Origin of the sequence: Hymenobacter negativus, assembly GCF_016056375.1 — a bacterium.
Taxonomy (GTDB): domain Bacteria; phylum Bacteroidota; class Bacteroidia; order Cytophagales; family Hymenobacteraceae; genus Hymenobacter; species Hymenobacter negativus_A.
On record NZ_JAEDAE010000004.1, the window covers coordinates 42,119 to 56,408 of the forward strand.

A 14,290-nucleotide genomic window follows, 5' to 3' on the forward strand; every position below is an offset into this window, starting at 1 on the left:
AAGACGGAAAATTTACACCTTGCCTAATGAGCAAGTTTTTCGGCCCGAAACAGGTCATCAGCGGCCTGCAGTAGCTTGGCGCGGAGCTGCGGGTTGTAGTCGGGGTGCGCGGCCAAGAAGCTGCGCACGGTAGCGGCCGCCGTGGGCGACTGATAGCTGCCCAGCGTGGCCTGCAGCCAGGAATACGGGAAGAAAATATCGCCGGTAAGCTGAATTTCCTGCAATAAATTGAGGCTGGCGGGCAGGTATTTTTCGGAAGTGACCTGGCGCAGCGGGTGGTGCAGGTAGCCGAGCGCGGCCGTCACCCAGGCTTCTTTGGCGCGGCCGGCTTTGTCTTTCAGGCTGGCAAAAAAGGCGTCTCGGGTGGCCACGTCCGCCGCCAGCGCCTGCATGAGAAACTGTAGCCGCTGGCGGCGGTCGGCGTTGGTGATGCGGGCGAGCTGGGCGGGCAGAATGGGCGCGGGGGCCGCGTAGTCGCGCACGGCCAGCGCCAGGGCCAAGGCGGTGTAGTCGTCTTCGGTCAGCTTCACCTTGGCAGGGGCCTGTTGGGTTTGCCAGATTTGGTACAGGCGCGCCTGTGCCGGCCGGGTGAGGGCGATGGACTGGTAGGTTTTGAAAAGCTGCTTCTGGGAGTTGGGCGAAGGGTTTTTCTGCAACGCAGTCCACAGGTCCTGCTCCAGCCCCGGGCCCACGGCCAGCCGCTGGGCAGGCGTGAGAAACTCCCAGAAAATGGCGCTGGCCTGGCCCGTGAGCAGTTTCAGGTTCAGTTCCTCGGGCTCCGAGGCGAGGGACTGGCGGTAGGCGGTGAGCAATTCCAGTGGCGTGTTTTCTTCACCCCGAAGCATGTTTTCGTAGAGGTTGACGTAAGCCGCGGCGCGGGACACCGGATTTTCCAGCGCAGACACCTGCCCGGCCAAGCCTTCGGCTACAGGAAACACGCCGTAGCCCAGGCCATCGGAGTTGAATACAATGCGGCGGGGCGTTGCGGGCAGCCACAGCAGCGTGTCGGCGCTGCTCATGCGGATGAGCCGATGCTCAGTTTTGGCTCTGTAATACTCAATCAGTACTTCAAATTGCTGGGGCCAGAGCCGTTGCGAGCCATCTTCGGCCTGCTGATGAATGTGCAACTGAGGCTTGAACCGGTCACTTTTCTCATTTCCGAGGCTGCGGTAGGTGAAGACCGGCCGGCCGGGCTCGTTCACCCACACCTGGTTCCAGGCTTGCAGGTCGGCGGGCGTGCGGGCGTCGAGGATTTTGATGAGGTCGGGCCAGGTGGCGTTGCCGTGGGCATAGGTTTTGAGGTACTCGCGCAGGCCGTCGCGGAAGGCTTCGGGGCCCATCAGGCGCTCCAGCTGGCGCATCATGATGGGCGCTTTGTGGTAGATGATGTTGCCGTAGAGCGAACCCGCGTCCTGCAGGTTGGCCAGCGGCTGGCGGATGGGGTTGGCCCCGGCCGTGCGGTCGATGCCGTAGGCGGCGGGGTAGTGGTCGATGACGAATTTGAGGTCGTAATTCGCGTTTTTAACGGCCACCTGCGTGATTTTATCAGCCATGAAATTGGCGAATACCTCCTTCATCCACACGTCGTTGAACCACTGCATGGTCACGAGGTCGCCGAACCACATGTGCGCCGTTTCGTGCGACACGAGGTTGGAGCGGGCCAGCACCTGGTCCTGGGTCGCGCCCTCATCCAGAAACAGCGTCGAGGCCTTATAATCAATGGCCCCCACATGCTCCATGCCGCCATACTGGAAATCGGGAATCGCCACAAAATCAAACTTCTGGAACGGGTACGGCAAGCCAGTGTATTGCTCCATGAAGGCCAGCGCATCGGCGTGCAGCTGGAAAATGGGGCCGAGGCTGAGGCGCAGCTTCGCGGGGTCGGTTTCGCGGTGCAGGAAAGTCATGGGCCGGCCGTTCATCGTTCGGTTTACCCGCGTGAACTTGCCCGCCGCAAAGGAAAACAGGTAGGTGCTGATGCTGTCGGAAGTGGCGAAGGTGTAGCGCTTAGTCCTAGCAAGTGTCGCACTGGTGTCGGCAAATATGGAATCGCGCAACGGCGCATTGGCCACAGCCTGCCAATCCTGGGGCACAATAAGTTTTAGCTTAAATGTGGCTTTCAAATCGGGCTGGTCGAAGACCGGGAAGACGGTGCGGGCGCGGTCAGGCACAAGCAACGTATAGAGGTAATCATCGTTCCGGTTTAGCGACAGCTCGCCGGCAATGAAGGAAATTTTCACCTCGTTCTGGCCCTGATGCAGCGCGGCGACGGGCAGCACAATGTGCTCGTTGCGATGGTCGATAGCTGCAGATTGTCCGTTGACGCTGAGGCTGCGCAGGTTACCGGTCGGGACTTTAAAGTCGAGTTGCACCGGCAGACGGTTGTCGCTCAGCAGGAAGAACACCGATTCTACGCCCTCAATAGGTTGCGTTTTGCGGGCCGGTATCACCAGCCCCAGCTCATACCCCACCCGGTGGACGGTGGCTTTGCGCGCCACGGCCAGCGCTTCGGACACGCCGGTGGTCACGGGCGGGCCGGAGGTGGCCATTCCCTCGGGCTGTGGGGCAGTCGTCACGGGGGTATTGAAGACGGGCGCCCGATGGCAGGCGACCGATAAGAATACCAGCAGAACCGCCCCGGCCCTGCCATATTTACGAAAGCGAAATGTCATCGGAATGGGCCAGTGCTGAGAGCTCCAAAAGTAACCGCCGCCCCGTGAGTACCGCCCAGCTGCTGTGCGCCGCATCCACCGGTAAGCGCCTCTGCCATCACCCTGCATAATCCCTCAGTAATGCCCACCTCCTTCCACCGCGAAACCCTGCTCCGGCAGCTCGCCGCCACCCCAGCCTGGGACCTCATCGTCATCGGCGGGGGCGCTACGGGGCTGGGCGTAGCGCTGGATGGCCTCAGCCGGGGCTACAAAACGCTGCTACTGGAACAGGCCGATTTTGCCAAGGGCACCAGCAGCCGCAGCACCAAGCTGGTGCACGGCGGCGTGCGCTACCTCGCGCAGGGCGACGTCGGCCTGGTGCGCGAGGCCTTGCACGAGCGCGGCTTACTGTTGCGCAACGCCCCGCATTTGTGCCACAATCAGGCGTTTATCATCCCCAATTACACCTGGTGGGGCGGCCCGTTCTACACCCTCGGCCTGAAGATGTACGACCTGCTGGCCGGCCGCCTCAGCCTGGGCGCCTCCACCCACCTCAGCCGGGCCGAAACAGTGCGCCAGCTGCCCGGCCTGCGCCCGGCCGGCCTGCGCGGCGGCGTGCTCTACCACGACGGCCAGTTCGACGACGCCCGCCTGGCCGTGAACCTGGCCCAGACCTGCATCGAAGGCGGCGGCACGGTGCTCAACTATTTCCCGGTGCGCGGCCTGCTGAAAGATGCCACGGGCCGCGTGGCCGGCGTGCGCGCCACCGACCAGGAAACCGGCCGGGACTACGAGCTAAAGGCGAAAACCGTGGTGAATGCCACCGGCATTTTTGTTGATGAAATCCGGCAGCTTGATGAGCCAGCCGCCGCGCCGCTGGTGCAGCCCAGCCAGGGCGTGCACCTGGTGCTGGACCAGTCGTTTCTGCCCGGCGCGGCGGCCCTGATGATTCCGCACACCGACGACGGCCGCGTGTTGTTTGCCGTGCCGTGGCTGGGCCGCGTGGTGCTGGGCACCACCGATACCCCCGTGCCCACCGCCTGCCTGGAGCCCCGCGCGCAGGAAGCCGAAATCGACTTTTTGCTGCGCACCGCGGCCCAGTACCTCACCCGCGCCCCCACCCGCGCCGACGTGCGCAGCATTTTCGTGGGCCTGCGCCCGTTGGCGGCGGCCACGGCCGGCTCGACCAAAACGCAGGAGATTTCGCGCCGCCACAAAATTGTAGCTTCGGCCAGCGGGCTTATCACCATCACCGGCGGCAAGTGGACCACCTACCGCCGCATGGGCCAGGACACCATCGACCAGGCCATAAAGCTGGGCCAGTTGCCGGCCGCCGCCAGCCAAACAGAACATCTGGCCATTCACGGCGCTGGCGCCCTGGCCGAAAAAACTGCTTCCCCGACGCATCTGGCCGCTTACGGCAGCGACCAGCCGGCTATTTTGCAGCTCATTGCCGAAATGCCAGCTCTGGGCGCAAAGCTGGATGCGCAATTCGATTTCCTGCAAGCCGAAGTGGTGTGGGCCGCCCGCCACGAGCTGGCCCGCACCGTGGAGGACGTGCTGGCCCGGCGCGTGCGCCTGCTGTTTCTGGATGCGGCGGCGGCCGTGCGCGCGGCTCCTACCGTGGCCGCCCTGCTGGCCCGCGAGTTGGGCCACGGTGCCGCCTGGCAGGTGCGGCAGGTGGCTCTGTTTGCGGAGCTGGCGCGGGGCTACCAGTTGGTGGACAGTCAAGGAGTCTGAGAATAAAGAACGTCACGTCTCGGCTGCGCCCGGCATGACGTACTTATGGCTTAGGTGATTACATTAGCCCGGCCTTTTTACGGATAATCGCATGAGCACCTCTACGGAAACTTCCACCACGCCCGCTCCCGGGCTTACCAGCTTCGATTTGGCCCCAGTGCCTTTTGCCGAGCGCACCTGGGGCACGGGCCACTACGCCGCGCTCTGGATTAGCATGAGCCTGTGCATCCCGACCTACATGCTGGCCAGTTCGCTCATCGAGGGCGGCATGAACTGGCGGCAGGCGCTGCTCACCATTTTCCTCGGCAACACCATTGTGCTGGCCCCCATGCTGCTCAATGGCCGGGCCGGGGCGCGCTATGGCATTCCGTTTCCGGTGCTGGCCCGCGCCAGCTTCGGGGTGCGCGGGGCCAACGTGCCGGCCCTGCTGCGGGCCATCATCGCCTGCGGCTGGTTCGGCATCCAGACCTGGATTGGCGGCTACGCGCTTTATCAAATGGCCGTGCTGTGGGTGCCTTCGCTGGGCACGCTGCCGGCCATTTTTCCGGCCAGCTGGGCGCTGGCCACGGGGCCGGCGCTGGTGTTTCTCCTGTTTTGGGCCTTGAATATGTACGTGGTGTACCTCGGGGTCGACAGCATTCGAAAGCTACTGGTGTTCAAGGCTTTTTTCCTGCCGCTGGCGGCGCTGGCGCTGCTGTGGTGGGCCATATCAGCTGGGCACGGGCTGGGGCCGATTCTGGCGCAGCCGAGCAAATTCGCGGATAGCGCGGCATTCTGGGCGTTTTTCTTCCCCTCACTCACGGGCATGGTGGGCTTCTGGGCCACGCTTTCGCTCAATATTCCGGACTTCACGCGCTACGCCGTGAGCCAGCGGGCGCAGCAGCTGGGCCAGGCGCTGGCGCTGCCCGCGTCCATGACGCTGTTCTCGTTTGTGGGCGTGGTCGTGACCTCGGCCACGTTCATCATCTACGGCAAAACCATCTGGGACCCGGTGGTGCTGGCCGGTCGCTTCGACAGCAAGCTGCTGGTGAGCTTCGCCATGATTGCCGTGGCCCTGAGCACGCTGGCCACCAACATCGCGGCCAACATCATGAGCCCGGCCAACGACTTTGCCAACTTCGCGCCCGAGCGCATCAGCTTCAAAACCGGCGGCTACCTCACCGGCGTGCTGGGCGTGCTGATATTCCCCTGGAAGCTGATTGCCGACCCGTCGGGCTACATTTTCACTTGGCTGGTGGGCTATTCGGGGCTGCTCGGCCCCATCGGCGGCATCATGATTGTGGACTACTACCTCATTCGCCGCCAGCAGCTCGACGTGCCTGATTTGTATCAGTTCCACGGCCGCTACGCTTATCGGGGCGGCTTCAACCCGGCCGCCATTATTGCCCTCATCATCGGGGTGCTGCCCAACGTGCCGGGTTTCCTCACGGCCATCGGCGTGCTGGAAAAAGGCACGGTGTGGCCGGCCCTGGTGGCCGTTTATAACTATGCCTGGTTTGTGGGTTTTGCGGTATCGGGGCTGGTTTACTTGCTGCTGATGCGTGGGCAAACGGCCACTCAGCCTGCTTCGGCGGCTTCGGTAGCCTCGGCGGCCACCATGCCTTCGCTGGCCCAATAGTTTCTAAGTTCCGCATTCTTGTGGGGAAGGCCAGCGCAGCGCAACAAAGCATCATTAAGCCGCCGTCGGCCTGCTGCAGCCACTGCACTGGTAAGCTTTTCTATTTCAAGGGGGCAGTTTGAATACGGTTCAGCATGCACCAATGCTGATGGATGGACTTTGTGCTACCGCCGCCCGAATCACCGTATGACGGCTGGTACAACCCGCTTCTGAAAATGAACAAATCGGCCTCTAACCCCCATTCCGGCTTCGTGCGCGTGCGCGGCGCCCGCGAGCACAACCTCAAAAACATCGACGTCGACATTCCGCGCGATGCGCTGGTGGTATTCACCGGTGTATCGGGCTCGGGCAAGTCGAGCCTGGCGTTTGGCACGCTCTACGCCGAGGCTCAGCGCCGGTACCTGGAATCGGTGTCGCCCTACGCCCGGCGGCTGTTTCACCAGATGGCCGTGCCCGAAGTGACGGCCATCGACGGACTGCCGCCGGCCGTGGCTTTGCAGCAGCAGCGCGGCGCGCCCAGCACCCGCTCGTCGGTGGGCTCGGTCACGACGCTCTCCAACCTGTTGCGGATGCTGTACTCTCGGGCCGGCGACTACCCGGCCGGGCAGGGCATCATCTACGCCGAGGCCTTTTCGCCCAACACCGCCGAGGGGGCCTGCCCCACCTGCCACGGCCTGGGACGCGTGTACGAGGTGACGGAGCAAAGCATGGTGCCCGACCCCACGCTCACCATTCGGGAGCGGGCCATTGCGGCCTGGCCCCAGGCCTGGGGCGGCCAGAACCAGCGCGACATTCTGGTGAGTATGGGCTACGATGTAGATACTCCGTGGAAAGATTTGCCCCAGAAGGACCGGGACTGGATACTGTTCACCGAGGAGCAGCCCGTGCTGCCGGTGTACCCCGGCTATTCGCCTGAGCAGACGCAGCGCGCCATCAAGCGCCGCGAGCCGCCGAACTATATGGGCACCTTCATGGGCGTGAAGAAGTACGTGCTGCACACCTTCGCCACCACCCAGAGCGCGCTGATGAAGAAGCGCGTGGCCCAGTACATGCTGGGCTCTGACTGCCCCACCTGCCACGGCAAGCGCCTGCGCCGCGAGTCATTGAGCGTGAAATTTGCCGGGCTGGACATTGCCGAGATGTCGCGCCTGCCCCTGAAGCGGCTGGCGGCGCTGTTGGCGCCGTTTGCGGAGGGCAAGGCTGGGAAGCAGAAGCACGATAAGGAACACCCGGAACAAGCCATTGTGGCGAGGCGCATTGCCGAGGATTTGGCGGCCCGACTTACCGTGCTGCTCGATTTGGGTTTGGGGTATTTGTCGCTGGAGCGCGGCACGCCCACGCTCTCGCCCGGCGAGCTGCAACGCCTGCGACTGGCTACCCAGCTCTATTCCAACCTATTCGGCGTGGTGTACGTGCTTGATGAGCCCAGCGCCGGCCTGCACCCGGCCGATACCGAGGCGCTGCTCGACGCGCTGGCCGGCCTGAAAAGCGCCGGCAATTCGTTGTTTGTTGTGGAGCACGATTTGGACGTAATTCGCCAGGCCGACTGGCTGGTGGACGTGGGCCCGGCCGCCGGCGAAAAGGGCGGCGAAATCCTCTACAGCGGCCCGCCGGAGGGCTTGCGCCTCGTGCTCGAATCGCAGACGCGCCAGTTTCTCTTCGATGCGCCCGCCCTGCCCGACACGCCGCCCCGCACGCCCACCGGCTGGCTAAAGCTGGCCGGCGTGACGCGCAACAACCTCGAAAATCTGTCCGTGGAATTTCCATTGGGCGTGTTCACCACGGTCACGGGCGTGTCGGGCTCGGGCAAATCAAGTCTCGTGAGCCAGGTACTGGTGGAATTGGTGGCCGAAAGCCTGGGCCAGGCCATTGAGGCCGAAGAAGAGGAAACCGACCCGCTGGCCCCGCCCGCGCCAGCTACACTGGGCGGCCACATCACCGCCGGACTGGACAAAATCAAGCGCCTGGTGCGCGTCGACCAGAAGCCCATCGGCCGCACGCCGCGCTCCAACATGGCCACCTATACCGGCCTGTTCGACCATGTGCGCAAGCTGTTCGCCGCCACGCCCGAAGCCCGCAAGCGCCGCTACGACGCCGGCCGCTTCTCCTTCAATGTAGCCAAGGGGCGCTGCGAAAACTGCTCGGGCGAGGGCTTTGTGATGGTCGAGTTACTGTTTCTGCCCAGCGTGTACGCGCCCTGCCCGGTGTGCCACGGCGCGCGCTACAACGCCAAAACCCTCGAAGTGCAGTACCAGGGCCGCAACATCGCCGAAGTGCTGGGCCTGACCGTGGACGACGCCTGGGAATTCTTCGCCGACGAGCCCGCCATCTTCCGCGCCCTCACCGTGCTACGCGAGGTGGGCCTGGGCTACCTGCGCCTCGGCCAGCCCGCCACCGAGCTTTCGGGCGGCGAGGCCCAGCGCATCAAGCTCGCCACTGAGCTGCAGCGCATTGGCCGGGGTAATACGCTCTACGTGCTCGACGAGCCCACCACCGGCCTCCACCCCTCCGACATCGAGAAGCTGATGCTTCAGCTCGAAGGCCTGGTAGCCGCCGGCAACACTGTCATCGTGGTGGAACATGACATGCGCGTAGTGGCCGGTTCCGACTGGGTTATTGACGTCGGCCCCGGCGCGGGCGAAGACGGCGGGCGCGTAGTGGCCGCCGGCCCCCCAGCCGAGGTGGCGCAGGCCAAAGCCAGCCGCACCGCACCGTATTTAAGGGCATTTCTGGGTAACTAAGCCCAACTACAATTCTGAGTACAAAGCTGATAACTGTGCTAGATTGCGCCTCAGTTCTCAATTCCTTTCCTGATTTCCATGAAATTCATGCTACGCTTGCGCGCCGCGCTGGCCGGGCTGGCCGTCGGCACCGCGCTGACGGCTTCGGCCCAGACGATGCCAGCCCCGGCCTGGACCAGTGCCCGCAGCCTGGGCACGGGCTCGCAATTCGCGGGCGGGGCGGCCATCGATGCCGCCGGCAATACCTACGAAGCCGGCAGCTTCAACACCAACATCACCCTCGACGGAGTCACGCTCACCAGCCAGGGCAGCACCGATGGGTACCTGGCCAAGTTCTCGCCCAGTGGGGCGTTGCTGTGGGTGCGCCAAATCGGCTCCGCCGGCTACGATTCAGCATTTGAAGTCGCCGTCGACGCCAGCGGTAATGCCTACCTGGTGGGTTCGTTCACGGGCACCATTGCCTTGGGCAACGGCAGTACCCTGCAGCTTGATGCCGGCACCACTGGCGGCTCCAGCAAGGGCTTTCTGGTGCGCTTTTCGCCCCAGGGCACCCCCGTGTGGGCCCAGCAAAGCAGCCCCAGCGTGGTCAGCAGCAGCACGATGAGCGGGGTGGGCCTCGATGCCGCCGGCAATGTGTGCGTGGGGGGCCTGATGTACCGCACCCTCACCATCGGCAGCAGCACCGTCTCCACTTCGGCCAGCAATGCGGAGGGCACCTTTCTTGGCCGCTTTTCGGCGGGTACCGGGGCCCTGCAGCAACTCACCCTGGGCCTCGAATACGCGCCTACTACGGGGGGCACCACTACTTACTATTTCCCGCAACTGATAGTAGCCCCCGCCGGCCAGCTCTACCTGCTGACCCAGTTTTCGCAGGCCCTCAACGTGGCTGGCGTAGGCAGCTTCAGCAGCCGAGGTCTCACCGACGTGCTGGTGGCGCGTTTCGGTACCACCGGCACGCCCGAGTGGGCGCAGCAGTTTGGCGGCACCGGTATCGAGCGCGCCGTCAACGGCACCGTGGATGCGGCCGGCAACATTTACGTGGCGGGCTATTTCAGCGGGCCGGCCACGTTTGGCAGCAGCACCCTGGCTGGCTTTGGCAGCTTTGATGGCTGCCTGGTAAAATACTCGCCCCAGGGCACCCAGCTGTGGGTGAAGGCCGTGGGCGGCAGCGATTCCGACGGCCTGTATGACGTGCTGCTGGACGCCGCCGGCAATGTGTACACTACCGGCAACTTCAATGGCACAGCACAGTTTGGCGGTGCGGCCCTGACCAGCGCCGGCCTGGGCGATGTGGTGGTGGCTTCGTACACTCCTCAGGGACAGCTCCGCTGGCAGCAGCAGGCCGGAGGTCCGGCCAACGACATCGGCACCTACCTCGCTCTCGACCCTTATGAGAACCTGGTGGTGCGGGGCCGCTTCGGTGGCACCTGTCCCTTCGGCGCGCAGGTGCTTAGCACCACTGCTCCGTTCGAAGCCTACGTGGCCCGGCTGGGCAGCGTGGGGCTGGCTACCCGGGCGGCCGCCTTAGCTCAGCTGGCCGCCTACCCCAACCCTGCTACCACTTGGCTACAGCTGCCGGCCCTGGCCGTGGGCACCCGCGTCCAGCTGTTTGATGCCCTGGGCCGCGTGGCCCGCGAAACTCCGGTGGCTGCCGATGCCAGCATATCGGTGCAGGGCTTGGCACCTGGCCTCTACACCCTGCGCGCGACTGACGTTCAAGGCCAGACGCTGGCTGGCAAAGTGTCCGTGGAATAACTAATCGAAATTTGGCACAAAAGAAAAGGCCGTTTCCACATTGGAAACGGCCTTTTAGGTAGCGGGGACTGGACTCGAACCAGTGACCTTTGGGTTATGAGCCCAACGAGCTACCAACTGCTCCACCCCGCACTGTTTGGTTCTGCAAAGGTAAGCAAACTTTCCGGCAAAACAAGCTTTCCGTTATTATTTCGCCCTTTTGACTCGCATTTTTTCTAACACAAGCTGTAGTTAGCCAACATTTATGAGCGTAACACACAGGTAATGCACGCTTTGGCGTCTATGCCGTTTCGGCCACCGTAACGCTCTCTTTTTGGTATTGAAAGCGGTTTTTGAAACGGTCAAGCGGTTCTTCCACGAAATGCCAGGAGGCAGCGGCCATTGCGGCCAGCACTGGGCCTAGCACCAGCAGCGTGGGCAGTGGCCCCATCCAAGTGGTACGCCCGACGGCATCGGGCACAAAATGATACACCAGCCGCTGCCAGAACACAAACAGCGGCAGGTGATAGAGGTAGAAGCCGTAGCTGCGCCGACCCATCCACTGTGCCACGGGCTGCAGCAGGCCCAGGCGGCGGGCGGCGCTGGGGCTGCCCAGCAGCCAGTTGATGGTGAGAAAAGCTGCCCCGGCAATGCACGTTCCGAAGCTGCCGTGCCAGGCCAGTGCCCACGGGCTGCCATCGAACGCCCGCACGCCCACGGCCCAAGCGCCCCAGGCCAGCAGCACCAGCCAGCCGCTGCGCCACCGCGCCAGCCAGGCCTGGCGCTGGCCCAGCCGCAGCAGCGTGCCCAGCGCAAACAGGTCGAGGCTGGAGGGCAGCAGCAGGTGCATCATGCCCGAACCCACCTGCACCAGCCAGAACAGCCGGAACGCCCACGCCACCGCTGCTAATCCCAGCAGCGGCCACACCCGCCGGCCTACTAGCCCCAGCACCAACGGCCAAAGCAGGTAGAACTGCTCGTCCACGGCCTGGGTCCAATAATGGCCGCAGCCGTCGCCCCAGCCGCGCATCTTATAGAACAGTAGGTTGGCGCCCGGCAGCAGAAACCAGCTCAGGTGCTGTTGCACGGTTTCGAGGGGCAGCAGGTAGCAGCCGGCCAGGGCCAGGTAATAGGGCGGAATGATGCGCAGCACCCGCCGGATAAAAAACGTGCGCAGCTGCGGGCCCCAGCCGCCCGGCGCGCCCACGTAGGCGCCATACTTCCAGATAATGCCCGACACGAGGTAGCCACTGAGCACGAAAAACAGTGCCCGGCCCATCTCGCCAAACGGAAACGGCGGGTGCACCCAGTGCTGCAGCACCACTACGCCCACGGCCACGGCGCGTAGGCCGTTTAGCTCGGGGCGAAAAGCAAGGGGCGTGGAAGGCGGTGCGGTGGACATTCTCGAATAAAAGGCCCGCGAAATTACGCGGCAGCGGGCCGGCCGGAACCGGGTAATCGGCTTTGTGCGGACCTTTGCCCTCCCACGCGGCCGCCCGGCGGCTTATTCGCCCGTTTGCTTATGTCTGAGAAACGCTCCCCTGCCCTTGGCTTCATTTTCGTCACCATCCTGATTGATGTTATCGGGCTGGGCATCATCATTCCGGTGGTGCCCAAGCTTATCGAGCAGCTCACGGGAGAGGGCCTGAGCCGGGCCGCTATTTATTCGGGCTGGCTCACGTTTGCCTATGCCAGCGCGCAGTTTTGCTTTGCGCCGGTGATGGGCGGCCTCAGCGACAAGCTGGGGCGGCGGCCGGTGCTGCTCACTTCGCTGCTGGGCCTGGGGCTCGATTATGTGTTTGTGAGCTTTGCCCCCACGCTGGCCTGGCTGTTTGTGGGCCGCATAATCGCGGGGGTGGCGGGCGCCAGCTTCACCACGGCCACGGCCTACATTGCCGACATCAGCACGCCCGAAAAGCGGGCCCAGAACTTCGGCCTGGTGGGCGCGGCCTTTGGCATTGGCTTTATTGTGGGGCCGGCGCTGGGCGGACTGCTGGCGCATTTTGGCCCGCGCGTGCCATTTATGGTGGCGGCCGGGCTGAGCCTGTGCAACGTACTCTACGGCTATTTCGTGCTACCCGAGTCGCTGGCCCCCGACAAACGCCGGCCGTTTGAATGGCGACGGGCCAACCCCGTGGCCTCATTGCTGCGCCTGGGCAAGTACCCGGCCGTGTCGGGGCTGGTGGCGGCGCTGGTGCTGCTGTACCTGGCGGGCTCGGCCACGCAGTCGGTCTGGACGTTTTACACCATGCTCAAGTTTGGCTGGACCGAAAAGCTGGTGGGCATTTCACTGGCCGTCATTGGTTTATTCACGGGGCTGGTGCAGGGCGGGCTGGTGCGGGTGGCCATTCCGAAGCTGGGGGCGGCCCGCGCCATCGTCATCGGGCTGCTGTGCTACACGGTGGGCTTTGTGCTGTTCGCCTTCGCCCCCAACGGCTGGCTGATGCTGGCTTTCCTGGCGCCCTACTGCTTGGGCGGCATTTCGGGTCCGGCGCTGCAAAGCACCATTTCGGGGCAGGTGCCGCCCACCGAACAGGGCGAGCTGCAGGGCGCGCTCACCAGCCTCATCAGCGTGACGGGCGTGGCGGGGCCGCTGATGATGAGCTATTTATTTGGCGAATTCACCCGCAAAGGCGCTCCGATATACTTTCCCGGCGCGCCCTTTATTCTGGGGGCGGTGCTGGCCTTGGGCAGCGTGGCGCTGGCCGTGCGCTCGCTCCGCAAGCACCCGCCCGTGGCCCTCAGCACGGCTCCGGCCGAGGCGGTGCCGGCGCACTAGCGGCGCAGCAGCCCGGCGGCAACGGCCGCCCGGGCCTTACTTTGCCGCTCAATTTCTTTGCGTATGACGTCTGAAACTCCGCAGTCCTTGCTTCAGCTAGCCCACCGGCCCGATTTGGATATTCTGGTTGGGCGCTGGGCGCATCAGCCTGTGCCACAAGAACTCCCGGCAGTGTACCAGCACGTGGAGGCGGTGGCATTGGAGGAAAACTGCCGGTTCTGGCTCCAGGACATTCGCCGCCGCACACTCAACGACCCGCACACCACCCAGTGGCTGCTCAACGACTTCTTTCCGCGCATGGCCCGGCGGCTGGGAGGGCGGTTATTCATTGCCTACTTGGTGGGGCCGGCGCTGCACGAAACCATCGTGCAGCAGCCCAATTACATCTCGGCCGAAGCCTATGACGACAAGCCCTTCGCCATCTCGTTTTTTGGCGATGAGGGGGCGGCCATCCGGTGGCTGCAAATTCAGCAGACCGATAAGGTGCACTGAACCCTGGGGGACACTGCCATTTTTTTACTTTCTCAAAAGGCTGTTTTCTCATCGGAAACGGCCTTTTTTGCTTTCGAACAAAATTATTTCAAACCGGACTGCACCATTATTACGAAAACATCGTAGATTTACGACACAATCGTAATTCTATTTATGACCACCTCGCTCGAACGCCTCACCCAACCCGAAGAAGACGCCCTGCGCGTGCTTTGGCCGCTGCCCGCCGGCGGCTTTGTCAAGGATGTGCTCGACGGCCTGCCGGCCCCGCCCCCGCCCTACACCACGCTGGCCAGCACCCTGCGCAACCTGGAGCGCAAGGGCTACGTGCGCGCTGAAAAGCTGGGCAACTCCTACCGCTTTGTGCCACTGGTGACGGCCGACGACTACCAGCGCCGCTCGCTGGGCACGCTGGTGAAGCAGCATTTCCAGAACTCCTACAAGGACCTGGTGTCGTTTTTCGCGCAGGAAAACAAGGTCAGCGCCGCCGATTTGCAGGAGATTATCAAGCTCATCGAAAGCAAGAAGGAGGACTAGC

General features: G+C 63.8%; 9 protein-coding genes and 1 tRNA gene. 7 read left to right on the forward strand and 3 right to left on the reverse strand.

Annotated features, from left to right (window positions below; translation table 11 throughout):
* Nucleotides 1-23 precede the first annotated feature (23 nt).
* Complete coding sequence (locus tag I7X13_RS10805; protein ID WP_317191562.1) at nucleotides 24-2,576, reverse strand: M1 family aminopeptidase; 2,553 nt, start codon at nucleotides 2,574-2,576, stop codon at nucleotides 24-26.
* Between the two features lie 216 nt (nucleotides 2,577-2,792).
* Here I7X13_RS10805 and I7X13_RS10810 point away from each other — a divergent pair, with 216 nt between their 5' ends.
* From I7X13_RS10810 to I7X13_RS10825, 4 genes are all read left to right on the forward strand, one after another.
* On the forward strand, nucleotides 2,793-4,391 hold the full coding sequence (locus tag I7X13_RS10810; RefSeq protein WP_198075503.1) for a glycerol-3-phosphate dehydrogenase/oxidase: 1,599 nt from the start codon (nucleotides 2,793-2,795) through the stop codon (nucleotides 4,389-4,391).
* 91 nt (nucleotides 4,392-4,482) lie between these two features.
* Complete coding sequence (locus I7X13_RS10815; RefSeq protein ID WP_198075504.1) at nucleotides 4,483-6,009, forward strand: NCS1 family nucleobase:cation symporter-1; 1,527 nt, start codon at nucleotides 4,483-4,485, stop codon at nucleotides 6,007-6,009.
* A gap of 215 nt (nucleotides 6,010-6,224) precedes the next feature.
* A complete protein-coding gene (uvrA, locus tag I7X13_RS10820) occupies nucleotides 6,225-8,750 on the forward strand; it encodes an excinuclease ABC subunit UvrA (protein ID WP_198075505.1) in 2,526 nt (841 codons plus the stop codon).
* 78 nt (nucleotides 8,751-8,828) lie between these two features.
* Entirely contained in the window at nucleotides 8,829-10,505 is a 1,677-nt protein-coding gene (locus I7X13_RS10825) for a T9SS type A sorting domain-containing protein (RefSeq protein ID WP_198075506.1), read from the forward strand.
* 59 nt (nucleotides 10,506-10,564) lie between these two features.
* Here I7X13_RS10825 and I7X13_RS10830 read toward each other — a convergent pair.
* Both I7X13_RS10830 and I7X13_RS10835 read right to left on the reverse strand, forming a co-directional pair.
* Nucleotides 10,565-10,637 (reverse strand) — tRNA-Met (locus I7X13_RS10830).
* Between the two features lie 148 nt (nucleotides 10,638-10,785).
* A complete protein-coding gene (locus I7X13_RS10835; RefSeq protein WP_198075507.1) occupies nucleotides 10,786-11,886 on the reverse strand; it encodes an acyltransferase family protein in 1,101 nt (366 codons plus the stop codon).
* A gap of 120 nt (nucleotides 11,887-12,006) precedes the next feature.
* Here I7X13_RS10835 and I7X13_RS10840 point away from each other — a divergent pair, with 120 nt between their 5' ends.
* The 3 genes from I7X13_RS10840 (at nucleotide 12,007) to I7X13_RS10850 (ending at nucleotide 14,289) form a co-directional block, all read left to right on the forward strand.
* Nucleotides 12,007-13,263 carry a TCR/Tet family MFS transporter gene (locus I7X13_RS10840; protein WP_198075508.1) on the forward strand — a complete coding sequence of 419 codons (1,257 nt, stop codon included), beginning with the start codon at nucleotides 12,007-12,009 and terminating at the stop codon, nucleotides 13,261-13,263.
* Nucleotides 13,264-13,326: 63 nt separating this feature from the next.
* Nucleotides 13,327-13,755, forward strand: a complete 429-nt coding sequence (locus I7X13_RS10845; protein ID WP_198069267.1) for a hypothetical protein — start codon at nucleotides 13,327-13,329, stop codon at nucleotides 13,753-13,755.
* Between the two features lie 153 nt (nucleotides 13,756-13,908).
* A complete protein-coding gene (locus I7X13_RS10850; RefSeq protein ID WP_198075509.1) occupies nucleotides 13,909-14,289 on the forward strand; it encodes a BlaI/MecI/CopY family transcriptional regulator in 381 nt (126 codons plus the stop codon).
* Nucleotide 14,290 lies beyond the last annotated feature (1 nt).